Annotated in this window: 21 protein-coding genes; 14 read left to right on the top strand and 7 right to left on the bottom strand. The window is 66.5% G+C overall.

The features are described from left to right. Window positions 1-148 precede the first annotated feature (148 nt). Entirely contained in the window at window positions 149-1054 is a 906-nt protein-coding gene (argB, locus tag QMX85_RS05790) for an acetylglutamate kinase (protein WP_282339209.1), read from the top strand. Window positions 1055-1117: 63 nt separating this feature from the next. Here the strand turns inward: argB and QMX85_RS05785 are convergent, their stop codons facing one another. After that, window positions 1118-1693 carry a DUF4124 domain-containing protein gene (locus QMX85_RS05785; RefSeq protein WP_282339208.1) on the bottom strand — a complete coding sequence of 192 codons (576 nt, stop codon included), beginning with the start codon at window positions 1691-1693 and terminating at the stop codon, window positions 1118-1120. Window positions 1694-1748: 55 nt separating this feature from the next. Continuing rightward, the gene (gene pyrE / locus QMX85_RS05780; protein WP_282339207.1) at window positions 1749-2390 is read right to left on the bottom strand and encodes an orotate phosphoribosyltransferase; all 642 of its coding nucleotides are present in this window, start codon (window positions 2388-2390) and stop codon (window positions 1749-1751) included. 81 nt (window positions 2391-2471) lie between these two features. Here pyrE and QMX85_RS05775 point away from each other — a divergent pair, with 81 nt between their 5' ends. Beyond that, the gene (locus tag QMX85_RS05775; RefSeq protein ID WP_090231513.1) at window positions 2472-3251 is read left to right on the top strand and encodes an exodeoxyribonuclease III; all 780 of its coding nucleotides are present in this window, start codon (window positions 2472-2474) and stop codon (window positions 3249-3251) included. Between the two features lie 39 nt (window positions 3252-3290). On the opposite strand, the gene QMX85_RS05770 is transcribed toward QMX85_RS05775, so the two are convergent. Together QMX85_RS05770 and rph are read right to left on the bottom strand one after the other, a co-directional pair. Then, window positions 3291-3677, bottom strand: coding sequence for a DUF4870 domain-containing protein (locus QMX85_RS05770; RefSeq protein ID WP_090231493.1), 387 nt, complete (start codon window positions 3675-3677; stop codon window positions 3291-3293). Window positions 3678-3700: 23 nt separating this feature from the next. Continuing rightward, window positions 3701-4423, bottom strand: coding sequence for a ribonuclease PH (rph, locus tag QMX85_RS05765; RefSeq protein WP_090231492.1), 723 nt, complete (start codon window positions 4421-4423; stop codon window positions 3701-3703). A 145-nt stretch (window positions 4424-4568) separates the two neighbouring features. On the opposite strand from rph, the gene QMX85_RS05760 reads away from it, so the two are divergent. The 7 genes from QMX85_RS05760 (at window position 4569) to yegQ (ending at window position 11316) form a co-directional block, all read left to right on the top strand. Then, on the top strand, window positions 4569-5432 hold the full coding sequence (locus tag QMX85_RS05760) for a YicC/YloC family endoribonuclease (RefSeq protein ID WP_282339206.1): 864 nt from the start codon (window positions 4569-4571) through the stop codon (window positions 5430-5432). A gap of 12 nt (window positions 5433-5444) precedes the next feature. After that, window positions 5445-6059: a guanylate kinase gene (gene gmk, locus QMX85_RS05755; RefSeq protein ID WP_090231490.1), complete on the top strand. Its 615-nt coding sequence runs from the start codon at window positions 5445-5447 to the stop codon at window positions 6057-6059. Window positions 6060-6200: 141 nt separating this feature from the next. Beyond that, the gene (rpoZ, locus tag QMX85_RS05750; protein ID WP_090231489.1) at window positions 6201-6464 is read left to right on the top strand and encodes a DNA-directed RNA polymerase subunit omega; all 264 of its coding nucleotides are present in this window, start codon (window positions 6201-6203) and stop codon (window positions 6462-6464) included. A gap of 56 nt (window positions 6465-6520) precedes the next feature. Continuing rightward, window positions 6521-8629, top strand: coding sequence for a bifunctional GTP diphosphokinase/guanosine-3',5'-bis pyrophosphate 3'-pyrophosphohydrolase (gene spoT, locus QMX85_RS05745; protein WP_282339205.1), 2109 nt, complete (start codon window positions 6521-6523; stop codon window positions 8627-8629). A 67-nt stretch (window positions 8630-8696) separates the two neighbouring features. After that, window positions 8697-9077, top strand: coding sequence for a RidA family protein (locus QMX85_RS05740; protein ID WP_090231487.1), 381 nt, complete (start codon window positions 8697-8699; stop codon window positions 9075-9077). 48 nt (window positions 9078-9125) lie between these two features. Beyond that, the gene (locus tag QMX85_RS05735; protein ID WP_282339204.1) at window positions 9126-9860 is read left to right on the top strand and encodes a hypothetical protein; all 735 of its coding nucleotides are present in this window, start codon (window positions 9126-9128) and stop codon (window positions 9858-9860) included. Window positions 9861-9981: 121 nt separating this feature from the next. Then, on the top strand, window positions 9982-11316 hold the full coding sequence (gene yegQ / locus QMX85_RS05730; protein WP_282339203.1) for a tRNA 5-hydroxyuridine modification protein YegQ: 1335 nt from the start codon (window positions 9982-9984) through the stop codon (window positions 11314-11316). Window positions 11317-11320: 4 nt separating this feature from the next. Here yegQ and QMX85_RS05725 read toward each other — a convergent pair whose 3' ends face one another. After that, the gene (locus QMX85_RS05725; protein WP_282339202.1) at window positions 11321-14185 is read right to left on the bottom strand and encodes an EAL domain-containing protein; all 2865 of its coding nucleotides are present in this window, start codon (window positions 14183-14185) and stop codon (window positions 11321-11323) included. A gap of 160 nt (window positions 14186-14345) precedes the next feature. On the opposite strand from QMX85_RS05725, the gene uvrD reads away from it, so the two are divergent. Beyond that, window positions 14346-16544 (top strand): DNA helicase II, encoded by a 2199-nt coding sequence (gene uvrD / locus QMX85_RS05720; RefSeq protein WP_282339201.1) that lies wholly within the window; start codon window positions 14346-14348, stop codon window positions 16542-16544. Between the two features lie 55 nt (window positions 16545-16599). Here uvrD and QMX85_RS05715 read toward each other — a convergent pair whose 3' ends face one another. Then, entirely contained in the window at window positions 16600-18282 is a 1683-nt protein-coding gene (locus QMX85_RS05715) for a methyl-accepting chemotaxis protein (protein WP_282339200.1), read from the bottom strand. A 248-nt stretch (window positions 18283-18530) separates the two neighbouring features. On the opposite strand from QMX85_RS05715, the gene QMX85_RS05710 reads away from it, so the two are divergent. Both QMX85_RS05710 and QMX85_RS05705 read left to right on the top strand, forming a co-directional pair. Then, window positions 18531-19391, top strand: coding sequence for a TIM44-like domain-containing protein (locus QMX85_RS05710; RefSeq protein WP_282339199.1), 861 nt, complete (start codon window positions 18531-18533; stop codon window positions 19389-19391). Window positions 19392-19542: 151 nt separating this feature from the next. After that, complete coding sequence (locus QMX85_RS05705; protein ID WP_090231480.1) at window positions 19543-19950, top strand: SMI1/KNR4 family protein; 408 nt, start codon at window positions 19543-19545, stop codon at window positions 19948-19950. Window positions 19951-19993: 43 nt separating this feature from the next. Here the strand turns inward: QMX85_RS05705 and QMX85_RS05700 are convergent, their stop codons facing one another. Further along, window positions 19994-21751, bottom strand: a complete 1758-nt coding sequence (locus QMX85_RS05700) for a cation:proton antiporter (RefSeq protein WP_282339198.1) — start codon at window positions 21749-21751, stop codon at window positions 19994-19996. Window positions 21752-22035: 284 nt separating this feature from the next. Here QMX85_RS05700 and QMX85_RS05695 point away from each other — a divergent pair, with 284 nt between their 5' ends. Together QMX85_RS05695 and QMX85_RS05690 are read left to right on the top strand one after the other, a co-directional pair. Then, entirely contained in the window at window positions 22036-23427 is a 1392-nt protein-coding gene (locus QMX85_RS05695; protein ID WP_282339197.1) for an aspartate aminotransferase family protein, read from the top strand. A gap of 110 nt (window positions 23428-23537) precedes the next feature. Continuing rightward, window positions 23538-24905: a glutamine synthetase family protein gene (locus tag QMX85_RS05690; RefSeq protein WP_282339196.1), complete on the top strand. Its 1368-nt coding sequence runs from the start codon at window positions 23538-23540 to the stop codon at window positions 24903-24905. Window positions 24906-24937 lie beyond the last annotated feature (32 nt).

Raw genomic sequence — 24937 nt, 5'->3', positions numbered from 1 at the left:
GGGGGGGGCGCGCCGTATTTTAAATAAGCGTTTTGCCCCGCGGGCGGGTGATGCGCCGCCGACTTGCTCGGTATCATTCCACCCGCGCGACGCTTCTGCGTCGCGCTGTCATTTCCACCCTTCGCTTTTCGATACGCCGGAGTTACCCATGCCCCTCAGTCGTGAAGACGCCACCCAGGTCGCCCAGGTCCTTTCCGAGGCACTGCCCTACATCCGCCGCTTCGTGGGCAAGACGCTGGTCATCAAGTACGGCGGCAACGCCATGGAAAGCGACGAGCTGAAGGACGGTTTCGCCCGCGACATCGTGCTGATGAAGGCCGTCGGGATAAACCCGGTGGTGGTACACGGCGGCGGCCCGCAGATCGGCGATCTGCTCAAGCGGCTGTCCATCGAGAGTCATTTCATCGACGGCATGCGCGTCACCGATGCGCAGACCATGGACGTGGTGGAGATGGTCCTCGGCGGCCAGGTCAACAAGGACATCGTCAACCTGATCAACCGCCATGGCGGCAGCGCCATCGGCCTCACCGGCAAGGACGCGGAGTTGATCCGTGCGAAGAAACTGCAGGTGAGCAGGCAGACACCGGAGATGACCACGCCCGAGATCATCGACATCGGCCAGGTCGGCGAAGTGGTCGGGATCAACACCGACCTGCTGAACATGCTGGTGAAGGGCGACTTCATCCCGGTGATCGCGCCGATCGGCGTCGGTGCCGACGGGCAGTCGTTCAACATCAACGCCGACCTGGTGGCCGGAAAGGTGGCGGAGGCGCTGAAGTCGGAAAAACTCATGCTGCTGACCAATATCGCCGGCCTGATGGACAAGACCGGCCAGGTGCTGACCGGGCTGACCACCGAGGAAGTCGACGCGCTGATCGCCGACGGCACCATCTACGGCGGCATGCTGCCGAAGATCCGTTGCGCGCTCGAAGCGGTGCAGGGCGGCGTGCACAGCGCGCACATCATCGATGGCCGGGTGCCGAATGCGGTACTGCTGGAAATCTTCACCGACACCGGTGTGGGCACCCAGATCACCACCCGCAAGCGTCACTGACGAGGCGCAACACTCCGGGCCGCAAGGGCCCGGGGCATCGGTTCGTTCAACTCGGAATCGGGGTTACTGCGGCAGACCGAGCAACTCGCTCAGACGGGCACGATCGGCGGCGAAGGAGGCATCGGCCTGCTTGCGCAGGTCGCCGTAGCGCTTGATGTCGCCGAGCAGACGCACCTGATCGGCCTTTACGTTATCGATCTGCGCCACCAGTTGATCCGGAACCGCCTGGCCGGCGCGCTCCTTGTCGGCGGCCTGGCTCTGCAGATTGGCCTGCTGGGTACGCAGCGATTGCAGATTTCCCCGCGCCACGCTGATCAGCCCGTCGAGCTCGGCCTGCTTGCGGGCCTTGGCGCGGTCGACGTCTTCGACGCTGGAGTACAGGCGCAACAGTTGCGCATCCGAACTGGCACGGGCTTTCTCAGCGAGGCGGCGCTGCATCTCCTCCGGGCTGGGCGCCGGCGGCACAACCTGGATCACCCGGCCGCTCTCGTTGAGCACCTCGTAGCCCTTGCCGATGTACTGCGAAGGCACACCCTGGCGGTCGAGGACCGTGACGCCCTTGTCGTTGACGTAACGATAGAGTTGTTGATCGCCCTTCTCGGCGGCCTGCGCGAGCATCGGCAGAGCCAGCAACAGCATCCAAAAACGGAACGAGCCCGGTTCAGCCATGTTCAGAGCGCCCAAGGGGTGAAGATCAGATGCCGTATTGCGCGCGATACGCTTCGACAGCTGGCAGGTATTTTTTCAGTTCAGCATCACCGGCGAGATATTCCAGTACTTGTTCGAGGGAAACAATACTTACTACTGGCATTTTGAAATCGCGCTCGACTTCCTGAATCGCCGAAAGCGTCTCGCGCCCCCGCTCCTGGCGGTTCAGTGCGATCAGCACACCCGCGGCCTGCGCGCCCTGGCCGTCGATGATCTGCATGACTTCGCGAATCGCCGTGCCGGCGGTAATCACGTCGTCGACGATCAGCACGCGTCCGACCAGCGGCGCGCCAACCAGGCTGCCGCCTTCGCCGTGGTCCTTGGCTTCCTTGCGATTGAAGCACCAGGGCAAATCGAGCCCATGGCGCTCGGCCAGGGCGACGGCGGTTGCCGCCGCGAGCGGAATGCCCTTGTAGGCCGGACCGAACAGCACATCGAAGGAAATCCCGCTCTGCACCACGGCAGCCGCATAGAAACGTCCCAGCTCGGAGAGCGCGATGCCACTGTTGAAAAGACCGGCATTGAAGAAGTACGGGCTGGTGCGGCCGGACTTCAGGGTGAACTCGCCGAAGCGCAGAACACCGCGTTCGATGGCGAATCGGATGAAGTCGCGCTGGTAGTCCTGCATGAAAAATCCTTGAAGCGGCATGGATTTAGCTAAATGTAGAGAGCTCGGGTATCATACATGCACGTGTTTTTGGGGGCCATTATGCGGATCATCAGTGTGAACGTGAATGGTATTCAGGCTGCAGCCGAACGAGGACTCCTCAGTTGGTTGCAAGCGCAGAATGCCGACGTGATCTGCCTGCAAGACACCCGTGCCTCTGCCTTCGAACTGGACGACCCAGCCTTCCAACTGGATGGCTATTTCCTGTATGCCTGCGATGCCGAAGTACCCAGTCAGGGTGGTGTGGCGCTCTACTCGCGGCTGCAACCCAAGGCGGTGATCAGCGGCCTCGGCTTCGAAATGGCCGACCGCTACGGGCGCTATCTGCAGGCGGATTTCGACAAGGTCAGCATCGCGACCTTATTGCTGCCGTCCGGCCAGGGCGGGGACGAAAACTTGAACCAGAAATTCAAGTTCATGGACGATTTCGCCCACTATCTCGACAAGCAACGCCGCAAGCGCCGGGAGTACATCTACTGCGGCTCGCTGTACGTGGCGCATCAGAAGCTCGACGTGAAGAACTGGCGCGACTGCCAACAGGTCACTGGCTTCCTCGCGCCGGAGCGCGCGTGGATGGACGAAGTGGTCGGCACCATGGGCTACGTGGATGCGCTGCGCGAAGTCAGCCGCGAAGGCGATCAGTTCAGTTGGTGGCCGGACAGCGAACAGGCCGAGTTGCTCAACCTGGGTTACCGCTTCGACTATCAGCTGCTCACGCCCGGCCTGCGCCGATTCGTGCGCAGTGCCAAGCTGCCGCGTCAGCCGCGCTTCTCCCAGCATGCGCCGCTGACCGTCGACTACGACTGGATGCTCAGCGTCTGAGCCGCGCGGCTACGGGTTTTGCCCGTCGCCGCGGCGCGCTTACTTCACCAGCCGCCAGGTGAAGGGATAACGATAGGCCACGCCCTCGTTGGCCTTGAGTCCGCCGATGATGCTCAGCACCAGCGCGCCGATGCTGACCAGAGCCAGCAGCGGAAAGCCGATTACCAGCAGCATCAACATGAAGCAGACCATCACCGCGATGGCCACGCTGATCTGGAAGTTCAGCGCTTCCTTGCCCTGCGCGTCGACGAACGGGTCGATGTCTTTTTTCAGTTGCCAGACGATCAACGGCCCGAGCAGGTTGCCGAAAGGCACGACCAATCCCGCGAATGCCGCCAGGTGACAGAGCATCGCCCACTGCCGCGCCTGCTGGCTGGGCTTGAGCGGGGCGTTTTCCGGCGGGGTCAGGGTGTCGAACTCATCCATCACGGCAACTCCTCAGGCGACGATCAGTCGGCCAGCGCGACGCGCTGCAGCTCGAAAATCTGCTGCATGCCCGCCGATGCCAGCGCCAGCATGGCGGTCAGTTCCTCCGGCTGGAACGGCGCGCCTTCAGCGGTGCCCTGCACCTCGATGAACCCGCCGGCGTCGGTCATGACCACATTCAGGTCGGTTTCGGCAGCCGAGTCTTCCAGGTAATCCAGATCGAGCACCGGCTCGCCCTGGTAAATGCCGACGGAAACCGCCGCGATCATCTGCTTGAGCGGGTCGCCGCCCTTGAGCCCGCCGCGCTTCTTCAGCACTTTCAGGGCGTCGATCAGGGCGACCATCGAACCGGTGATCGAGGCGGTACGCGTTCCGCCGTCGGCCTGGATCACGTCGCAGTCGACGTACAGGGTGTTTTCGCCGAGCTTGCTCATGTCAAGCGAGGCACGCAGGGCACGGCCGATCAGGCGCTGGATTTCCAGGGTGCGACCACCCTGCTTGCCACGCGCGGCTTCGCGCTGATTACGGTCGCCAGTGGCACGCGGCAGCATGCCGTACTCGGCGGTGAGCCAACCCTGGCCCTGGCCCTTCAGGAAGCGCGGCACTCCCGATTCGACGCTGACCGTACAGATCACCTTGGTGTCGCCGAACTCCACCAGCACCGAACCCTCGGCGTGCTTGGTGTAGTTGCGGGTGATGCGGATCGGGCGCAGCTGGTCGGCGGCGCGGCCACTTGGACGCTTCATGGGTAATTCCTAGGCAGAAAACTGTCGCGCAGTATAAGGGCCGTGTTCGCCGCAGGACATCGCCGTTTGGGAGCCACCGACGCACTGCGCTACAATCCTGCGCCTTTCGTACCGTCTTTCCCGTCTTCACCGAGAGGTTTTCCCCATGGTGCACAGCATGACCGCCTTCGCGCGGGTCGAGCGGGCCGGCGCCCACGGCACCCTGAGCTGGGAGCTGCGCTCGGTCAATCATCGTTATCTCGAACCTCACCTGCGCCTGCCGGACGCCTTCCGCGACCTCGAAGGGGCGGTGCGCGAAGCCCTGCGCCAGGGCGTTTCGCGCGGCAAGATCGAATGCACCCTGCGCCTGGCCGAAGTGGGCGGCGGCGAAGAACTTCAGGTCGACCGCGAGCGCGCCGCGCAGCTGATCGCGGCGGCCGAAAGCGTCGCCGCGCTGATCAAGCAGCCGGCGCCGCTGAACCCGCTGGAAGTGCTCGCCTGGCCCGGCGTGCTGGTGGCCGATGCCGCGGACCCGCAGGCCATGAACGCCGCCGCGCTGGCGCTGTTCGGCGAAGCGCTTGCCGAGCTCAGGAGCGGCCGCGGGCGCGAAGGCGCCGAACTGGCGCGCCTGCTCAACGAGCGTCTGGACGCGATCGTCGGCGAAGTCGCCGCGCTGCGCGAGCAGGTCCCGCAGATGCTCGCCGGGCAACGCCAGAAGATCCTCGACCGCTTCGCCGAGATGCGCGCCGAGCTGGACCCGCAGCGGCTCGAGCAGGAACTGGTGCTGCTCGCGCAAAAGAGTGACGTCGCCGAAGAGCTCGATCGCCTGAGTACCCATGTCGGCGAAGTCCGCCGCGTGCTCAAGGCGGGTGGCGCCGCGGGACGGCGCCTGGACTTCCTCATGCAGGAGCTCAACCGCGAGGCCAATACCCTGGGCTCCAAGGCCTTCGATCCGCGCTCGACCCAGGCCGCGGTGAACCTCAAGGTCTTGATCGAACAGATGCGCGAACAAGTGCAGAACATCGAATAGGTTATCGAACAAATGAGCAGCGGCACCTTGTACATCGTTTCCGCGCCGTCCGGCGCGGGCAAGACCAGCCTGGTCAAGGCCCTGATCGACGCCATGCCGCAGGTACGCGTGTCGGTTTCGCACACCACCCGAGCGATGCGTCCCGGCGAGGTGGACGGGGTCAACTACCACTTCGTCGACCGCCAGCACTTCGCCGAGCTGCTTGAGCACAACGACTTCCTCGAGCATGCCGAGGTCTTCGGCAATCTCTACGGCACCTCGCAGCGGGCACTGGAGCGCACTCTCGCCGAAGGCTACGACCTGATCCTGGAAATCGACTGGCAAGGTGCGCAACAGGTACGCCGGCTGATGCCGCAGGCGAAATCGGTGTTCATCCTGCCACCGACCCAGGAAGCGTTGCGCCAGCGCCTGACCAACCGTGGCCAGGACAGCGAGGAGATCATCGAGCGACGCATGCGCGAGGCGGTCAGCGAGATGAGCCACTACGTCGAGTACGACTACCTGGTGATCAACGACGATTTCGCCCACGCCCTGGACGACCTCAAGGCGATCTTCCGCGCCAACCAGTTGCAGCAGGGCGCGCAGCAACTGCGTTTCGGCGAGCTGCTGCGGCAACTGCTGGCGTGAGGGGCAGCGCCTGGGGTATACCTTGGCGCGCGGCGGAAACAGATTTACCGCTTCCCTAAATGCTGGTGATTTTTTAGACTATCCAGTCCGCTCGCCCGATCGGGCAAAGCTCCCAGACTTTTCAAGATTCAGAGGAACACCATGGCTCGCGTTACCGTTGAAGACTGCCTGGACCACGTGGATAACCGTTTCGAGCTGGTCATGCTCGCCACCAAGCGCTCCCGTCAGCTGGCAACCGGCGGCAAGGAGCCCAAGGTAGCCTGGGAAAACGACAAGCCGACCGTCGTCGCCCTGCGCGAAATCGCCGAAGGCCTGATCGATTACGACGTGATCGCCCAGGAAGAGATCGTCGACGACGAGCCGCTCTTCGCCAGTTACGAGGAAGAGGCCAACGAGGCCCTTTAAGCCTATGCCCGGTCGAAGTCACAGGGTAGCGATTGGACGCCGGCAGGAGCCCTGCCTTGGCTAGCATAGATACCCTCGCCGAACGACTTTCGACCTACCTCGGCGCGGACCAGGTCAATCTGGTCCGCCGCGCGTACTTCTACGCCGAGCAAGCCCACGACGGCCAGCGCCGTCGCAGCGGCGAAGCCTACGTCACCCACCCGCTCGCGGTGGCCAACATCCTCGCCGACATGCACATGGACCATCAGAGCCTGATGGCCGCGATGCTCCACGACGTCATCGAGGACACCGGCATCGCCAAGGAAGCGCTGATCGCCCAGTTCGGCGAGACGGTGGCGGACCTGGTCGACGGGGTCAGCAAGCTGACCCAGATGAACTTCGAGACCAAGGCCGAAGCGCAGGCGGAAAACTTCCAGAAGATGGCCATGGCCATGGCCCGCGACATCCGCGTGATCCTGGTCAAGCTGGCCGACCGCCTGCACAACATGCGCACGCTGGAAGTGCTGTCCGGCGAGAAGCGCCGGCGCATCGCCAAGGAAACCCTGGAAATCTACGCACCCATCGCCAACCGCCTGGGCATGCATGCGATGCGCGTGGAGTTCGAGGACCTCGGCTTCAAGGCGATGCACCCGATGCGCTCCGGGCTGATCGCCAAGGCGGTCAAGAAGGCCCGCGGCAACCGCAAGGAAATCGTCAACAAGATCGAGGAATCGCTGACCCATTGCCTGCAGCGCGACGAGCTGGAAGGCGAGGTGGTCGGCCGCGAGAAGCACCTCTACAGCATCTACCAGAAGATGCGCGGCAAGCATAAGGCGTTCAACGAGATCATGGACGTCTACGCCTTCCGCATCATCGTCGACAAGGTCGACACCTGCTACCGCGTGCTTGGCGCGGTGCACAGCCTGTACAAGCCGCTGCCGGGGCGCTTCAAGGACTACATCGCGATTCCCAAGGCCAACGGCTACCAGTCGCTGCACACCACGCTGTTCGGCATGCACGGCGTGCCCATCGAGATCCAGATCCGCACCCGCGAGATGGAAGAGATGGCCAACAACGGCATCGCCGCGCACTGGCTGTACAAGTCCAGCGACGACGAGCAGCCCAAGGGCACCCACGCCCGCGCCCGGCAGTGGGTCAAGGGCGTGCTGGAAATGCAGCAGCGCGCCGGCAACTCGCTGGAATTCATCGAGAGCGTGAAGATCGACCTGTTCCCGGACGAGGTCTACGTGTTCACGCCCAAGGGCCGCATCATGGAGCTGCCCAAGGGTTCCACCGCGGTCGACTTCGCCTACGCGGTGCACACCGATGTCGGCAACAGCTGCATCGCCTGCCGCATCAACCGCCGACTGGCGCCGCTTTCGCAGCCACTGGAAAGTGGCGAGACCGTCGAGATCGTCAGTGCGCCCGGCGCGCGGCCGAACCCGGCCTGGCTGAATTTCGTGGTCACCGGCAAGGCGCGCACGCACATCCGCCACGCACTCAAGCAGCAGCGCCGCTCGGAATCGATCAGCCTGGGCGAACGCCTGCTGAACAAGGTGCTGGCCGGCTTCGACAGCCATCTGGACAAGATCGCCCCAGAGCGCGTGCGCGGCGTGCTCGCCGAGTACCGCATGGAGGTGCCCGAGGACCTGCTCGAGGACATCGGCCTGGGCAACCGCATGGCCTACGTGGTCGCGCGGCGCCTGCTGGCCAGCGAGGGCGAGCAGCCGCAGAGCGCTGAGGGTCCGCTGGCGATCCGCGGCACCGAAGGCCTGGTGCTCAGCTATGCCAAGTGCTGCACGCCGATTCCCGGCGACCCGATCGTCGGCCACCTGTCCGCCGGCAAGGGCATGGTCGTGCACCTGGAAAGCTGCAAGAACATCGCCGAAATCCGCAACAACCCGGAGAAGTGCGTGCAGCTGTCCTGGGCCAAGGACGTCACCGGCGAATTCAACGTCGAACTGCGCGTCGAGCTGGAGCACCAGCGTGGCCTGATCGCCCTGCTCGCCGGCAGCGTCAACGCCGCCGACGGCAACATCGAGAAGATCGGCATGGACGAGCGGGACGGTCGCATCAGCGTGGTCCAGCTGGTGATCAGCGTGCACGACCGTGTCCACCTCGCCCGCGTGATACGCAAGCTGCGCACCCTGATGGGCGTGGTGCGCATCACCCGCGTCCGCGCCTGACCCCTTTCCCACCGAGCGCGCGGCCTTCCCGCGCCCTGCGGTAAACACCCCTCAGAAGGAGTTCATCATGAGCAAGACCGTCATCAGCAGCGACAAGGCCCCCGCCGCCATCGGCACCTACTCGCAGGCGATCAAGGCTGGCAACACGCTGTACATGTCCGGGCAGATTCCGCTGAACCCGGCGACCATGGAGCTGGTGGAAGGCTTCGAGGCGCAGACCGTCCAGGTGTTCGAGAACCTCAAGGCCGTGGCCGAGGCCGCCGGCGGTTCGTTCAAGGACATCGTCAAGCTGAACATCTTCCTCACCGACCTGGCGCATTTCGCCACCGTCAACGAGGTCATGGGCCGTTACTTCCAGCAACCCTACCCGGCCCGCGCCGCCATTGGCGTCGCCGCGCTGCCGCGTGGCGCGCAGGTGGAAATGGACGCCATCCTCGTCCTCGAATGATCGCCGCCGCGGGGCCTTGGCTCCGCCGCCCGAGGGAAGCCATCGCCCATGCGTAATGCACTCTTGCTGTTACTCGCCGGCAGCCTGCTGGCCGGTTGCGCCAGCCCGCCAAGCGATCCTGGCGGCATCTGGATCAACCAGGCGGCGATCGATGCCGCCGCGCGAGGCAGCAGCCTGCGCGAGTCGCTGCTGGCGTTCGGTCCGAACCTGGAATGGCGGATCGATCCGCAACAGCGCAGCGCCAGCTTCAGCAACGGCTTCGAGTTGGGCGAAGGGCGGCTAGTGGAGGAGCAGGAGCGCCAGTGGCGGGTGGAATTTCCCGGCGACTTCCAGGAGCGCCTGAGCCTGGACCACGGCGAGCTGGTGCAGCAGGCCAGTCAGAGCTGGCCGGAGCAGCGCTTCACCCATCCCGCCGTCGCGGCCCCCGCCGATGCACCGACCGGCGCCAGCTTCGAGCACGCGCTCTACGCCGCTTACCTGGGCGGCACCTGGACCATCCGCGAGGGCCTTGGCGAAGGCGGGCTGGTGCTGTTCCACCCGGACGGGAGCCTCGAAGGACTGCCCGGCGCGGATCGTTACGCCCTGTGCCTGGCCGGCGATTGCGCCTCGATGGCCGGGGATCACGACAGCCTCTGGCTGCAGCTCGGCGACCAGGGCCGCTCCTGGCTGTTCGAGCGCGACGGCAAGCAGTTGAGGATCATCGAGGCGCTGAACGACGCCGCGCCGGACGAGATTCCCGAATACCGACCCGGTGCCCGGGCCTGGCTGCTGGAGCGCGACTAGTTACCCGAGCGCGGGCCGCACGCAGCCCGCGCTCATTCGCCGCAGCTAGACCCAGGTCAACCCCGCCGCGGCGCACGCCGCCTAGAATCGCGCCCCCTTTTCCGGTTGCGATCCGCCCGCCATGACCTCCTCGCCGTTCCGCCCCGAGCTGCTTTCCCCCGCCGGCACCCTCAAGTCGATGCGTTACGCCTTCGCCTACGGCGCCGACGCGGTGTACGCCGGCCAGCCGCGCTACAGCCTGCGCGTGCGCAACAACGAGTTCGATCATGCCAACCTGGCGCTGGGCATCGATGAGGCGCACGCGCAGGGCAAGCAGTTCTACGTGGTGGTCAACATCGCGCCGCACAATGCCAAACTGAAGACCTTCCTACGCGACCTGCAGCCCGTGATCGAAATGGGCCCGGACGCACTGATCATGTCCGATCCCGGCCTGATCATGCTGGTCCGCGAACACTTCCCGCAGATGCCGATCCACCTGTCGGTGCAGGCCAACGCGGTCAACTGGGCGAGCGTGGAGTTCTGGCGCCGCCAGGGCCTGACGCGGGCGATCCTCTCGCGCGAGCTGTCGCTGGAGGAAATCGGCGAAATCCGCCAGCGCGTGCCGGGCATGGAGCTGGAAGTGTTCGTCCACGGCGCACTGTGCATGGCCTATTCCGGGCGCTGCCTGCTCTCCGGCTATCTCAACCATCGCGACCCCAACCAGGGCACCTGCACCAACGCCTGCCGCTGGGAGTACAAGGCCAGCGCCGCGCAGGAGAACGAGCTGGGCGAGATCGTCGCCGCCGGCGTGCAGCAGGTCGACCCCACGCTCGGCCAGGGCGCGCCGAGCGACCGGGTGTTCCTGCTTGAGGAGAGCACCCGTCCCGGCGAGCCGATGTCCGCCTTCGAGGACGAGCACGGCACCTACATCATGAACTCCAAGGACTTGCGCGCCGTGCAGCACGTCGAGCGGCTGGTGGCGATGGGCGTGCATTCGCTGAAGATCGAGGGCCGCACCAAGTCGCACTTCTACGTGGCGCGTACTGCCCAGGTCTATCGCCGGGCCATCGACGATGCGGTGGCCGGCAAGCCGTTCGATGCGTCGCTGCTCGGCAATCTCGAATCCCTCGCCCACCGCGGCTACACCGAAGGTTTCCTGCGCCGCCACGTGCACGACGAATACCAGAACTACCTGCGCGGCAGTTCGCTGTCCGAACGCCAGCAGTTCGTCGGCGAGCTGACCGGCGAGCGTCGTCACGGCCTGGCCGAGGTGAAGGTGAAGAACCGCTTCGCCCTCGGCGACCAGCTGGAGCTGATGACCCCGCAGGGCAATCTGCACTTCCGCCTCGACGCGCTGCAGACTGCCGCTGGCCAGCGCGTCGAGGTGGCGCCGGGCGACGGCCATGTGCTCTACCTGCCGCTGCCCGAAGACGTGCAGCCGGAACTGGGGCTGTTGATGCGCCAGCTGGAGCACTGAGCGATCAGTCGCGGCGCTGTTCTTCCAGCAGCGCGACGAAGGCGTCCACCGCCAGCGGCCGGGCGATCAGGTAGCCCTGAATCTCGTCGCAGCCGTGGGCCTTGAGGAAATCCAGCTGCGCCTGTTCCTCGACGCCCTCGGCCACCACTTCCAGCTCCAGGCTGTGGGCCATGGCGATGATCGCGCGGGTGATCGCGGCGTCCTCGGCGCTGGCGGACAGGTCTCGGATGAAGCTCTGGTCGATCTTCAGCACGTCCACCGGGAAGCGCTTGAGGTAGCTCAGGGATGAGAAGCCGGTGCCGAAGTCGTCGATCGCCAGCTTCACGCCGAGCGCGCGCAACTGCTGGAAGCTGCGCGCGATGGTCTCGACATTGTCGAGCATCTGGCTCTCGGTCAGTTCCAGTTCCAGCAGGTGCGCCGGCAGGCCGCTGTCGTCCAGCACCTGGCGCACCAGGCTGGTGAGATTGCCCAGGCGCACCTGATGCACCGAGATGTTCACCGAGACGCGGATGTCCATGCCCCGGGCACGCCAGGCGCAGGCATCGGCGCAGGCCCGGCGCAGGACGAACTCCCCGATCACGCCGATCAGCCCGGTTTCCTCGGCCAGCCCGATGAACGCCCCCGGCGCCAGCAGGCCCTGCTCCGGGTGATGCCAGCGCACCAGGGCCTCGGCCGCGCTCAGGCTGTCGTCGGCGAGGCGCAGCTTGGGCTGATAGAAGACATCCAGCTGGCCGTCGTCGATCGCCTTGCGCAACTGGTTCTCCAGCTGCAGCCGCTGCAGCGTAGAGGCCTGCAGGCTGTCGGTGAAGAACTGGAAGCCGTTGCCGCCCAGGCGCTTGGCCTGCTGCATGGCGGTGTTCGCCTGGCTGATCAGGGCGGAGATTTCCCGCGCGTTGTCCGGCAGCAGGCTGATCCCCACCGAGGCGCTGATCACCAGTTCCTGGCCGCCGACATCCATTGGCTTGCGCAGCTTGCCGAGCAGCCGTTCGGCGCTGCGCGCGAGCGCCGAGAGGCTGCCGTAGGAGTCCAGCAGCACGGCAAACTCGTCACCGGAAATCCGCGCCAGGGTGTCCGCTTCCGGCACCGCCTGGGCCAGGCGCCGGGCCATCTGCCGCAACACCTGGTCGGCGACTTCGTGGCCGAGGCTGTCGTTGAGCAGCTTGAAGCGATCCAGATCGATGTGCAGCAGGGCCAGGCTGCGGCCGCCCTGGCGAGCGCGCTGGCTGGCCTCGTGCAGGCGCTCGCGGAACAGCGTGCGGTTGGCCAGCCCGGTCAGTTCGTCGTAGTTCGATAGGTAGCGCAGGCGCTCTTCGGCATGACGCCGCGCGCTGAGGTCGGCGAAGAAACCGACGATGTGGCGCAGCGTGCCACGCGCGTCGCGGACCACGTTGAGCTGCAGCCATTGCGGATAGAGTTCGCCACTCTTGCGGGTTTCGACCAGTTCGCCCTGCCAGCGCCCGTGCTCGCGCAACTCGGCGTCGATCTGCTGGTACTGGCGCTGCGAATCGCGGCTGCTGGAAAGCGCCGCCACGCGCCGCCCGAGCACCTCGTCGCGCTGATAGCCGGTGACCTGGCTGAAGGCACCGTTGACCGCCAGCACCCGGTATCCCGGATCGAGAATGACGATGCCTTCGCTGGCCGCCTCGAACACCGTGGCGGCCAGCAGTTGATCGGTCTCGCGGATCTTGCGCACGCTGATGTCGCGGCGCGTGCCGAGCATCCGCGTCACCCGCCCGCTCGCGTCGCGCTCCACGGCCCGGCCACGATCCTCGACCCACAGCCAGTGGCCGTCGACGTGGCGCACGCGGTACTCGGCGACGTACAGCTCGGTGAGCCCCTTGAGGTGCGCGATCAGCGCCTGGCGCAGCTCCGGCAGGTCCTCGGGATGCAGCTGCGTGCGTAGGTAGCGGAGCATGCCGGGCGCGGTGTCCTCCTCGACGCCGAAGATTTCCCGCAGCTGCGAGTGATGCACTTCGTCGCTGACCAGGTTCCAGTCCCACAGGCCCAGCTCGCTGGCTTCCAGCGCCAGGGTCAGGCGCTCCTGGCTGCTGCTCAGCGCGCGGGTCGCTTCGTCCAGCTCGCGGGTGCGCTCGGCGACGCGCCGTTCGAGGTCGTCATGGGCGTCGCTGAGCCGGCGCTCGGCGCGCCGCCGCTGCTCGACCTCGCGCCCCAGCCGGCCATTCAGCACATCGGTCTGGCGCTTGGACTGCTCCAGCGTCGCCAGCAGCGCCTGGTTCTGGAAACCCTGCAGCAGGCTGCACCAGAGCAGCCGGTTGATCTGCCAGGCCATCAGCAGCAGCGCCACGCCGAGGATCGCCGCCAGCACCCCGCAGGCACGTTGCGCGGGCGCGTTGCTGAGCAGCAGGTAGGTCACGGTCGGCAGCAGGCAGGGCAAGGCGAAGGTGAGCAGCGCCGGCAGACTGACCGCGTAGGCCACCCCGGCGGAAAGGATCGCCGCGGCGATCAGCCCGTAGACCAGCGCCTGGCGGGTGAAGTCCTCGGCGGGCACCAGCATGATCACCGGGAACGCCAGCGCCAGACCGGAAGCCGCGGCGCCCAGCAGAAACGCGCGATACCAGCGCGGCTCGGCCCGGCGCTGTTCCGGGGCGGCATCGAAGGCCGTCACCTGGACCAGCCGCACCACTGCCAGCAGCACCAGCCAGACCAGCCACACCGCCAGCCACAGGCTTTCCTGCGGGCTCCACAGCAGATAGGCGCAGGCCAGACCGGTGAGCAGCATGAACAGCGTCGGCAACCGCGAGCCCTGGTACAGCAGGCGCGTGCGCTCGATGGCGATCTGGGTCGCGAACTGCTGACCGATGGCCCGGCCTTCGGCAGGCAGGCGGATCGTCCGGGTGGCGGCACTCATAGGCGGTTCTTGTAGTGGTCTGAGCCTAAAAAGACGCCGGAGCATAACGTGAGCACGAGGCCAGGCCCAACAGCTTTTAGGACGACCGAGCAGTCAGGCATCGCCGTTCCGCCGGGCACGCCGGTTTGCCCGGCCTGACGCCGCCCCCTAGAATGCCGCGATGCCTAACGACGATCTCTCCCTCCTGCTCAACTCCCTCAACGATGCCCAGCGCCAGGCGGTTGCCGCGCCCATCGGCCGCCAACTGGTGCTGGCCGGCGCCGGCTCGGGCAAGACCCGCGTGCTGGTGCACCGCATCGCCTGGCTGATCCAGGTGATCGGTGCCTCGCCGCATTCGCTGCTGTCGGTGACGTTCACCAACAAGGCCGCCGCCGAGATGCGCCATCGCATCGAACAGTTGCTGGGGATCAACCCGGCCGGCATGTGGGTCGGCACCTTTCACGGCCTGGCGCACCGCCTGCTGCGCGCGCACTGGCAGGAAGCCGGGCTGAACCAGAACTTCCAGATCCTCGATTCCGATGACCAGCAGCGCCTGGTCAAGCGGGTGATCCGCGAGCTGGGCCTCGACGAACAGCGCTGGCCGGCGCGACAGGCGCAGTGGTTCATCAACGGGCAGAAGGACGAGGGCCTGCGCCCGCAGAACATCCAGGCCGGCGGCGACCTGTTCCTCGCCACCATGCGCAAGATCTACGAAGCCTACGAAACGGCCTGCGCGCGCGCGGGCGTGATCGACTTCTCCGAGTTGCTGCTGCGCGCCCTCGACCTCTGGCGCGACAACAAGGGCGGCATTCTCGACCACTACCGCCGGCGCTTCCGCCACATCCTGGTGGACGAATTCCAGGACACCAACTCGGTGCAGTACGCCTGGCTGAAGATCCTCGCCCAGGGCGGCGACAGCCTGATGGTGGTGGGCGACGACGACCAGTCGATCTACGGCTGGCGCGGCGCCAAGATCGAGAACATCCAGCAGTTCTGCGACGACTTCGCCGACGCCCAGACCATCCGCCTGGAACAGAACTACCGGTCCACCGCGAGCATCCTCAAGGCCGCCAACGCGCTGATCGCCAACAACCAGGGTCGCCTGGGCAAGGAGCTCTGGACCGAGGGCGGCGACGGCGAGCCGATCGGCCTCTACGCCGCCTTCAACGAGCACGACGAAGCGCGCTACGTGGTCGAGAACATCGAACGCGCGGTACGCGACGGCGCGCTGCGCAGCGAGATCGCCATCCTCTACCGCTCCAACGCCCAGTCGCGGGTGCTCGAGGAAGCGCTGCTGCGAGAACGGATTCCCTACCGCATCTACGGCGGCCAGCGCTTCTTCGAGCGCGCCGAGATCAAGAACGCGATGGCCTACCTGCGCCTGATCCACCAGCGCGGCAACGACGCCGCGCTGGAGCGGGTGATCAACGTGCCGGCCCGCGGCATCGGCGAGAAGACCGTCGAGACACTACGCGAATTCGCCCGCGCCCAGGACCTGTCGATGTGGGCCGCGCTGCACCAGGCGGTCGGCACCAAGGTCATCGGCGGCCGCGGCGCCAGCGCGCTGAACGCCTTCGTCGAGCTGGTCGACACGCTGGCGCTGAAGGTCGAGGGTCTGCCGCTGCATGCGATGGCGCAACTGGTCATCGAGCAGTCCGGGCTGCTGGCTTACCACCGCGATGAGAAGGGCGAGAAGGGCCAGGCACGGGTGGAAAACCTCGAGGAACTGGTCTCCGCCGCACGGGCCTTCGACAACTACGAAGGCGAGGAAGGCGACGAGGAACAGACTCCGCTGGCGGCCTTCCTCGACCACGCCTCGCTGGAGGCCGGCGAGCAGCAGGCCGGCGACCACGAGGACAGCGTGCAGTTGATGACCCTGCACAGCGCCAAGGGCCTGGAGTTCCCGCTGGTGTTCCTGGTGGGCATGGAAGAAGGCCTGTTCCCGCACAAGATGAGCCTGGAGGAGCCCGGTCGGCTGGAGGAAGAACGCCGCCTGGCGTACGTTGGCATCACCCGGGCCATGCGCCAGCTGGTGGTGACCTACGCGGAAACCCGCCGGCTCTACGGCAGCGAGACCTACAACAAGGTCTCGCGCTTCGTCCGCGAGATTCCCCCGGCGCTGGTCCAGGAAGTGCGCCTCTCTGGCAGCGTCAGCCGCCCTTACGGGCAGCAGCCGCGCGGCGGCGCCTCGATGTTCGACGGCGCCCAGGTGCCGGACACCGGCTTCAACCTCGGCCAGCGCGTGCAGCACGCGCTGTTCGGCGAGGGCGTGATCCTCAACTTCGAAGGCTCAGGCGCCCAGGCCCGGGTGCAGGTGAACTTCGACGGCGAAGGCAGCAAATGGCTGATGCTCGGCTACGCCAAGCTGCAGCCGCTCTGACGTAGCCATCCAGGAGCCGCGTTTCGCGTCTCCCGGATGGCTGCCCGCCTCGCTCTCAGATCCTGAACTGACGCACCAGCGCACCGAGCCGCTCGCCCAGTTGCGAGAGGCTGCGCGCGGTCTGTGCGCTCTGCCGGGTTTCATCGGCCACGGTTTCCACCGCCACGGCGATCTGGTGCACGCTGCGGTTGATCTCCTCGGCCACCGCGGTCTGCTCCTCGGCGGCGCTGGCGATCTGTGCGTTCATGGCGTTGATGGTGCCGATCAGCCCGGCGATGGTGTCCAGCGAAGCGCCCGCCTGGTTGGCCTGGGTGCTGCTCGCCTCGCCGGCCTCGCTGGAGCGGCGCATGGCGCTGACCGCGATCTGCGTGCCGTGCTGCAGGCGATCGATCATCGCCTGGATTTCCTGGGTGCTCTGCTGCGTGCGGCTGGCCAGCGCGCGCACTTCGTCGGCGACCACCGCGAACCCGCGCCCGGCCTCGCCCGCGCGGGCCGCTTCGATGGCCGCGTTGAGCGCCAGCAGGTTGGTCTGCTCGGCGATCGAGCGGATCACCGCCAGCACGCTGACGATCGACTGTACGTCCTGCTGCAGGCTGTCCAGCGACACCCCGCTGCTGCGGATGTCGCCGACCAGTGCATGGATGCTGGCCACGCTGTCGTCCACCACACGCTTGGCCGACTGCCCCTCGTCGTCGGTCTTGCGCGCGGCCTCGGCGGCGCCTTGCGCACTGTGCGCCACTTCCTGGGCGGCGGCGGACATCTCGTTGATCGCCGTGGCGACCTGGTCGGTCTCCTGGCGCTGCCGGTCCATCGCCTGCTCGCCCCGGTGAACCTGGGAGGCGACCTCGCCGACCAGGCCGTTTAGCTGCCCGGTCATGTCGGCGATCTGCCGGACCAGGCCGTGGATCTTCTCGACGAAGCGGTTGAACGAGGCGGCCAACTGGCCGAGCTCGTCGTCGCCGCTCACCGGCAGGCGACGGGTCAGGTCGCCCTCGCCCGCGGCGATGTCGTCGAGGTTGTTCTTCATCTGCTTGAGCGGCTTCAGGAAGGTGTTGCCGAGGGTCACGCCGGCGATGCCGCAGAGGATCAGCAGCACCACGGCGATCACCGCGATGCTGGTCACGATGCTGCGGATGCGTTCGTCGATGCCGGCGCGCACCTCGCTCAGCTGCCCTTCGATGCGGTCCAGGTTGACCGCCGTGCCCAGCGCCATGTCCCACTTCGGCAGGTAGTAGCTGTAGGCGAGCTTGGGCACGTTGATGCTCTCGTTGCCCGGCAGCGCGGTGGCGTACTGCACGTAGTTGCTGCCGTTCTTCGCCACGTTGACCAGCTCGTCGTTGACCAGCACCCCGTTGGGGTCCTTGCGGCCCTTCAGGCTCTTGCCGACGTCGACCGGGCTGTCGCCGCGAAACAGGCGGACCATGTCCGAGTCGTAGCCGAAGAAGTAGCTGTCCTTGCCGTACTTGATCTTCGACAGGATCGCGATGCCCTGCGCGCGGGCCTCCATGTCGCCGGCGGCGGAGGCGTCGTACAGGCTCTGCACGCTGCCCAGGGCGATCTGCATGTAGTGCTGCAGCTCGCCGCGGCTTTCTTCCATCAGCCGCTCGCGCATGCTGTTCACTTCATCGTTGGCGAAGCTCAGCAGGATCTTCGCCGTAGCCAAGCTCAGCACGATGGCCAGCAGGATCACCGGTAGCAGCGCCAGTATCAGCACTTTGGTCTTCAGCATCAGTCGCATCGCCAACTCCTCGGGTACGGCCGAACCGGGCCGGATGGATAGGGGTTATCGGCATTCGCCGCGAATGCTGTATGGCAGTGAAGCAGACCCCGACCTGCGGCGTGCTGACGCTGCGTATCGGAGTGCCTCGAGGTGCGCGCCAGAGCCTTCGCCGCGGGCCAGGCAAAAGCCCGAAACACTCTGCGGCTGGTCTTGTCAGGCCCGCCTGTTCAAGATGTCGCGCGTAGATCAATGAATGGGATACCCACATGCAACGTTTTCTCAGCCTTGCCCTGGCCTTCTGCGTCGCCCTGACCCTGAGTCTCGACGTGAATGCCGCCAAGCGCTTCGGTGGCGGCAAATCCTTCGGCAGCGCGCCGAGCCACCAGAGCCGTCAGATGCAGCAACCGGCGCAGAACAACGCCGCCGCTGCCGCACCCGGCCGCCAGGCGGGCGCCGCCAGTGGCGCCTCGCGCTGGCTCGGCCCGCTGGCCGGTATCGCCGCCGGCGGCCTGCTTGCCTCGATGTTCATGGGCGACGGCTTCCAGGGCCTGCAACTGTTCGACATGCTGATCTTCGGCGCCATCGCCTTCCTGATCTTCCGCTTCCTCGCCGCGCGCCGTCGCCAGCAGCAGCCGACCGCGGCCCCAGCGGGCCATGCGCCGTTCCAGCGCGAAATGCCGGTCGAGCCGCAAGCCGCCAACCGCAACATCTTCGGCGGTTCGCTGGCGCCCAGCGCCGCGGCCCCGGTGATCGCAGCGCCCGCTTGGTTCAACGAGCAGCGCTTCCTGGAAGCCGCCCGCGAGCACTTCATGTCCCTGCAGCAGCACTGGGACGCCAACGAGATGGACAAGATCGCCGAGTTCGTCACCCCGCAGATGCTCGACTTCCTCAAGCGCGAGCGCGCCGACCTGGGCGACGGCTTCCAGTCCACCTACGTCGACGACCTGCAGGTCCAGCTCGACGGCCTCGACGACAACCCGGACAAGACGGTCGCAACCCTGACCTTCGCCGGCGTCGCCAAGACCTCGCGCTTCGATCAGGGCGAGGCGTTCAGCGAGAGCTGGCGCATGGAACGCGCGCAGGGCGAGAACCAGCCGTGGCTGGTGGCGGGCATCCGGCAGAACTGACCCGCCGAGCAACGCTGAAAAAGCCCGGGCTTGCCCGGGTTTTTTATCGCCTGGAGTTAGCGCCGACCGGCGATTGGGTGCGACTCGGGTTTTTCCCCGCGGTCACGCTACTGTATAAAACGCATCCATTTCGTTGGGGAGGACGCTTGCCGTGGAAGAAGTCATCGAAGAGCTGCGCGAACAGAACGAGCCGGTACCGGTGCCCCTGGAGCTGCCGGACGACGACCAGCTGGTCGAAATCGAGGAGCAGCTGCTGATCAACCTGCCGTTCGAGTTGCGCGAGTTCCTGCTCAAGGTCAGCGACGTGGTCTATGGCCGCCTGGAGCCGGTCACCGCCACCGACCCGCAATCGCACACCTACCTGCCGGACGTCGCCGCCACCGCCTGGGACCTGGGCCTGCCGCGCGATCTGGTGCCGCTGTGCCAGGACGGCCGCGACTACTACGTGGTCGATATCGAAGGCCAGGTCACCCTGTGGGATGGCGACGACGGCGAACTCACCGACGAGACCTGGGACTCAGTGTGGCACTGGGCGCGCGACGTCTGGCTGGAGAGCTGATCGGCCGATCAGTGCGCCGCCCGGACGCCCCGCATGAGCGGTTTCAGTGCGGCTGTTCGGGCTTGTCGAGGGTTTCGAACAGGGCGATCTGCATGCGCGAGTGCACGCGGATGAACCAGCGCCAGAGCAGCGCGATCACCCCGGCGGCGAGCAGGCCGATGACGATCAGCAGCTCGCCGGTCGGCAGAATGCTCGCCGACAGTGCCATCACCAGCAGCATGATCCCGGCCAGCGACAGCAGCGGGATCAGCTCGGCGATCACCTTGCGCACCCGCGCCGTGTGGCGGCCGGCCTTCTCCGGGCGCACGCTCAGTTCCGCCAGCAGCATCGACAGCGCCTTGAGCTTGCGGTACGCGGCGATCAGGAACGGCAACGCCAGCAACAGCGCGGCGCCCCAGATCAGCGCCTTCTGCAGGTTGTCCTGGGCGACCCAGGGCGCCAGGTAGGTGGCCAGGGTGCCGGCGAAATAGGCGCCGCCGAGGAAGATCGCCACCACGATGGCGAGGTTCACGCCCACCTGCATCAGGATCTTGCGGATCATCCCGGCGAGCACGGCGCTCTGGCCCTGCGGCTGGATGCTGCGCAGCCAGTCGCCATACAGCGCGAAGACCCGCGACACGCGCTCCGGCATGACCTGGGCGAGCTTGCCCGACAGCGGGTCGGCGGCGCGGATCAGGTAGGGCGTGAGCAGCGTGGTGATCGCCGACACCGCCACCGCCACCGGATAGAGAAAATCGCTGGTGACCTGCAGGCTGATGCCCAGCGCGGCGATGATGAACGAAAACTCGCCGATCTGCGAAAGGCCCATGCCGACGCGCAGCGAGGTGCGCCCGTCGTTGCCGGCAACGATCGCGCCGAGGCTGCAGGTGACGATCTTGCCGATCACCACGGCGCAGGTGATCACGGCGATGGGCCAGGCGTAGTCGAGGAGGATCCGCGGCTCGATCATCAGGCCGATGGCGACGAAGAAGATCGCGCTGAACATGTCGCGAATCGGCTCCACCAGCCGTTCGATCTGCGCCAGTTGCCGCGACTCGGCCATGATCGCGCCGATCAGGAACGCGCCCAGCACCATGCTGTATTCCAGCTTCACCACCAGCAGGCAGAAGCCGAAGCACAGCCCGAGCACCGTCACCAGCAGCATCTCGCTGCTCTCGAAACGCGCCACGTAGGCGAGGATGCGCGGCACCAGGAGGATGCCCACCACCAGCGCGACGATCATGAACAGGGTCAGCTTGCCGACGGTGGCGAACACCTGGCCGGTTTCCACGTTGCCGCTGACGGCGATCCCGGAGAGCAGGGCGATGATGCCGATGCCGAGAATGTCCTCGACGATCAGCACGCCGAAGATCAGCTGGGCGAAACGCTCGTTCTTCATCTTCAGGTCGCCGAGCGCCTTGATGATGATGGTGGTGGAGGAAATCGCCAGGATCGCGCCAAGGAACAGTGAATCCATGTTGTTCCAGCCGAAGTACTGGCCGATCTCGTAGCCGATCCAGATCATCAGGCCGATTTCCAGGAAGGCCGCGATGAAGGCCGTGGCGCCGACCTTGAACAGCTTGCGCAGGGAGAACTCCAGGCCCAGGCAGAACATCAGGAAGATCACCCCCAGCTCGGCGAGGGTCTTGATCGTCTCCTCGTCGTGGATGAGGCCGACCGGCGGCGTATGCGGGCCGATCAGGAAGCCGGCGACGATGTAGCCCAGCACCACCGGTTGCTTGAAGCGGTGGAACAGAATCGTGACCACACCGGCGATCAGCATGATCACGGCCAGATCCTGGATGAAGCTGATGGCATGCATGGGCGCGGCTCCTGTGTTGCTGGCGATACTCGCTTGGCCCCGCCGGAGCCCGACATTCGAAAAGGGAGTGGCCGCCTGGAACAGCGGGCGAGCGGAAGCGCAGATTACCATCCGCATGGCGCGTCGCTGACGGACGGCAATATGGCGAAACAATGCACCCGCCCGGCCGTCGCCGGGTTGGCACGAACGGCGCTTCCAGAGCGCCGCCGGGCGTTTTCGTACGCTATTGACAGCCTGCGGGCTCAGCCCCGAGGATGTGCGAAAAATCGAACGAGGTGTTCAACATGACAGCCAGTGGCGTCGCAGAACAGGCCGTACAGATTCTGACCGCACGCGAGCGGCAACGCTTCCTCGAGCGCAACCCGCGTTCGCTGGCACTGGCCGAGCGCGCCCGCCATTCGCTGTTCGGCGGCGTGCCGATGCACTGGATGAGCGACTGGTCGACGCCCTCCGCGCTGTTCGTCGGGCGCGCCCAGGGCGCCCGCTTCCATGACGTCGACGGCCATGAGTACGTCGACTTCTGCCTCGGCGACACCGGCGCCATGTTCGGCCATTCGCCGGCACCGATCGCCCACGCCATCGCCGAGCAGGCCGGCAACGGCCTCACCACCATGCTGCCCGGCGAGGACGCGGTGGTCTGCGGCGAACTGCTCGCCCAGCGTTTCGGCCTGCCCTACTGGCAGGTGGCGACCACCGCCACCGACGCCAACCGCTTCGTCCTGCGCTGGGTCCGCGCGATCACCGGACGCAAGGTGATCCTGGTGTTCGACGGCTGCTATCACGGCACCGTGGACGAGGCCATGGTGCGCCAGCGCGACGGCCACACCGTGCACCGCGCGGGCCTGATCGGCCAGGCGCGCAACCTGGTGCAGCACAGCCGCGTGGTGCCGTTCAACGACCTCGCCGCACTGGAGGCCGCGCTGGCGCAGAACGACATCGCCGCGGTGCTCTGCGAGCCGGCGATGACCAACATCGGCATGGTCCTGCCGGAGCCGGGCTTCATGCAGCGCGTGCGCGAGCTGACCCGCAAGTACGGCAGCCTGCTGGTGATCGACGAGACCCACACCATTTCCACCGGGCCCGGCGGCTGCACCCGCGCCTGGAACCTCGAGCCGGACTTCATCACCCTCGGCAAGCCGATCGCCGGCGGCGTGCCCTGCTCGGTGTACGGCTGCACGGCCGAGATGGCCCAGGACATGCGCCTGGCCCAGCAGCACGCCAGCGAGATGGTCCACGGCCACGGCCACAGCGGCATCGGCACCACGCTGTCGGCCAACGCCCTGGCCATGCACTGCATGCGCGCCAACCTTGAACAGGTGATGACCGAGAGCGCCTACGCGCACATGCTGGCGCTGGCCGAACGCCTGGCCGACGGCTTCCGCGCGCTGATCGGCCGTCACCAGCTGGCCTGGTCGGTCAGCCAGCTAGGTGCGCGCTGCGAGTTCCAGTTCTGCGCGCAGCCGCCGAAGACCGGCGCGCAGGCCGAAGCGGCGTTCCACGACAGCCTGCAGATGGCCCTGCACCTCTACCTGATCAACCGCGGCGTGCTGATCACGCCGTTCCACAACATGACCCTGTGCTGCCCGGACACCACCGCGGCGGATGTCGATCGGCTGCTCGCCACCCTCGACGAGGGGCTGAGCGAGCTGCTGGCGATTCCCGGCGCGCGGCTTTAACCCTTTCCCATTCATGGGAAGGTTGGGAAGAGGGCCCTTGTCGCGTCCTCCGCCCCTCTCCCCCGGCCCCTCTCCCGTAAACGGTAGAGGGGAGAAAAAAGGACCTCACCATGCAATTCGCCGATATCCAGGAAGCCCACGACTTCCTCGCCGCCAACCCCGAGGTGCGCAGCATCGAGCTGTTCCTCGTCGATGCCAACGGCGTGCCGCGCGGCAAGCTGCTGCACCGCGAGGAACTGCTCGCCGTGTTCGAGTCCGGCCGGCCGCTGCCGAGCACCATCCTCGGGCTGACCATCAACGGCGAGGACGTCGACGAGACCGGGCTGGTCTGGGAGGTCGGCGATGCCGACTGCTGGACCTTCCCACTGCCTGGCAGCCTGTGCCTGCAGCCCTGGCGCGAGCGCCCGACCGGGCAGTTGCAGGTGAGCATGCATCCGACCCTGGGCCTGCCGGCGACCCCGGCCGATCCGCGCCATCTCCTGGCGCGGGTGATCGACGGCCTCAAGGGCGACGGTTACCACCCTGTGATGGCGGTGGAACTGGAGTTCTACCTGCTCGACCGCGAACGCGCCGCCAACGGCCGCCCGTTGCCGGCGCGGCAGATGAACGGCACGCGACCGCACGCCACCCAGGTCTACGGCATCTACGAACTGGAACAGCTGCAACCCTTCCTCGACGATCTCTACGACGCCTGCGAGGCTCAGGGTCTGCCGGCACGCACGGCGATTTCCGAATACGCGCCCGGCCAGGTGGAAATCACCCTGGAGCACCGCTTCGACGCGTTGCAGGCCATCGACGAAGGCATCCGCTACAAGCGCCTGGTCAAGGGCGTCGCCAACCGCCACGGGCTGCAGGCCTGCTTCATGGCCAAGCCGTTCGCCGACCTTGCCGGCACTGGCATGCACATGCACGTCAGCCTCGCCGACGCCGAGGGCAACAACCTCTACGCCAGCGAAGACCCTGCCGGTACGCCCCTGCTGCGTCATTCGATCGCCGGGATGATGGCCACGCTGCTGGACTCCCTGGCGCTGTTTTGCCCCAACGCCAACTCGTTCCGCCGCTTCCAGGCCAACAGCTACGCGCCGCTGGCGAAGAGCTGGGGCATCAATAACCGCACCGTGTCGTTCCGCGTGCCGGGCGGGCCGGCGAAGAGTCGCCACATCGAGCACCGCATCTGCGGCGCCGACGCCAACCCCTACCTGGCCGCCGCGGCGATCCTCGCGGGCATCCACCACGGCATCCGCCTGCAACTCGATCCGGGCGCGCCCATCGAAGGCAACGGCTACGACCAGGCTACGGACTTCCTGCCCACCGACTGGCTCACCGCGCTGCGCGCGCTGGAACACTCGAGCTGGGCACGCGAAGCGCTGGGCGAGGGGTTCCTCAAGGTGTTCCTGGCGATCAAGCAGGCCGAATACCGCCAGTTCATGGGCGAGGTCGGCGAGCAGGACTGGCGCTGGTACCTGACCCAGGCCTGAGCCGTCGCAACCCGTCTGGATCTGGCGGGCTG

The organism is Pseudomonas sp. PS02288 (genome assembly GCF_029959715.1).
Taxonomy (GTDB): Bacteria; Pseudomonadota; Gammaproteobacteria; order Pseudomonadales; family Pseudomonadaceae; genus Pseudomonas_O; species Pseudomonas_O kuykendallii.
This window is presented reverse-complemented; position numbering and strand designations above follow the sequence as displayed.

Excerpts from the sequence above, each read along its gene's own strand:
- argB (WP_282339209.1), top strand. The coding sequence starts at position 149 with ATGCCCCTCAGTCGTGAAGACGCCACCCAGGTCGCCCAGGTCCTTTCC.
- QMX85_RS05785 (WP_282339208.1), bottom strand. The coding sequence starts at position 1,693 with ATGCTGTTGCTGGCTCTGCCGATGCTCGCGCAGGCCGCCGAGAAGGGC.
- pyrE (WP_282339207.1), bottom strand. The coding sequence starts at position 2,390 with ATGCAGGACTACCAGCGCGACTTCATCCGATTCGCCATCGAACGCGGT.
- QMX85_RS05775 (WP_090231513.1), top strand. The coding sequence starts at position 2,472 with ATGCGGATCATCAGTGTGAACGTGAATGGTATTCAGGCTGCAGCCGAA.
- QMX85_RS05770 (WP_090231493.1), bottom strand. The coding sequence starts at position 3,677 with ATGGATGAGTTCGACACCCTGACCCCGCCGGAAAACGCCCCGCTCAAG.
- rph (WP_090231492.1), bottom strand. The coding sequence starts at position 4,423 with ATGAAGCGTCCAAGTGGCCGCGCCGCCGACCAGCTGCGCCCGATCCGC.
- QMX85_RS05760 (WP_282339206.1), top strand. The coding sequence starts at position 4,569 with ATGGTGCACAGCATGACCGCCTTCGCGCGGGTCGAGCGGGCCGGCGCC.
- gmk (WP_090231490.1), top strand. The coding sequence starts at position 5,445 with ATGAGCAGCGGCACCTTGTACATCGTTTCCGCGCCGTCCGGCGCGGGC.
- rpoZ (WP_090231489.1), top strand. The coding sequence starts at position 6,201 with ATGGCTCGCGTTACCGTTGAAGACTGCCTGGACCACGTGGATAACCGT.
- QMX85_RS05740 (WP_090231487.1), top strand. The coding sequence starts at position 8,697 with ATGAGCAAGACCGTCATCAGCAGCGACAAGGCCCCCGCCGCCATCGGC.
- QMX85_RS05735 (WP_282339204.1), top strand. The coding sequence starts at position 9,126 with ATGCGTAATGCACTCTTGCTGTTACTCGCCGGCAGCCTGCTGGCCGGT.
- yegQ (WP_282339203.1), top strand. The coding sequence starts at position 9,982 with ATGACCTCCTCGCCGTTCCGCCCCGAGCTGCTTTCCCCCGCCGGCACC.
- QMX85_RS05725 (WP_282339202.1), bottom strand. The coding sequence starts at position 14,185 with ATGAGTGCCGCCACCCGGACGATCCGCCTGCCTGCCGAAGGCCGGGCC.
- uvrD (WP_282339201.1), top strand. The coding sequence starts at position 14,346 with ATGCCTAACGACGATCTCTCCCTCCTGCTCAACTCCCTCAACGATGCC.
- QMX85_RS05715 (WP_282339200.1), bottom strand. The coding sequence starts at position 18,282 with ATGCGACTGATGCTGAAGACCAAAGTGCTGATACTGGCGCTGCTACCG.
- QMX85_RS05710 (WP_282339199.1), top strand. The coding sequence starts at position 18,531 with ATGCAACGTTTTCTCAGCCTTGCCCTGGCCTTCTGCGTCGCCCTGACC.
- QMX85_RS05700 (WP_282339198.1), bottom strand. The coding sequence starts at position 21,751 with ATGCATGCCATCAGCTTCATCCAGGATCTGGCCGTGATCATGCTGATC.
- QMX85_RS05695 (WP_282339197.1), top strand. The coding sequence starts at position 22,036 with ATGACAGCCAGTGGCGTCGCAGAACAGGCCGTACAGATTCTGACCGCA.
- QMX85_RS05690 (WP_282339196.1), top strand. The coding sequence starts at position 23,538 with ATGCAATTCGCCGATATCCAGGAAGCCCACGACTTCCTCGCCGCCAAC.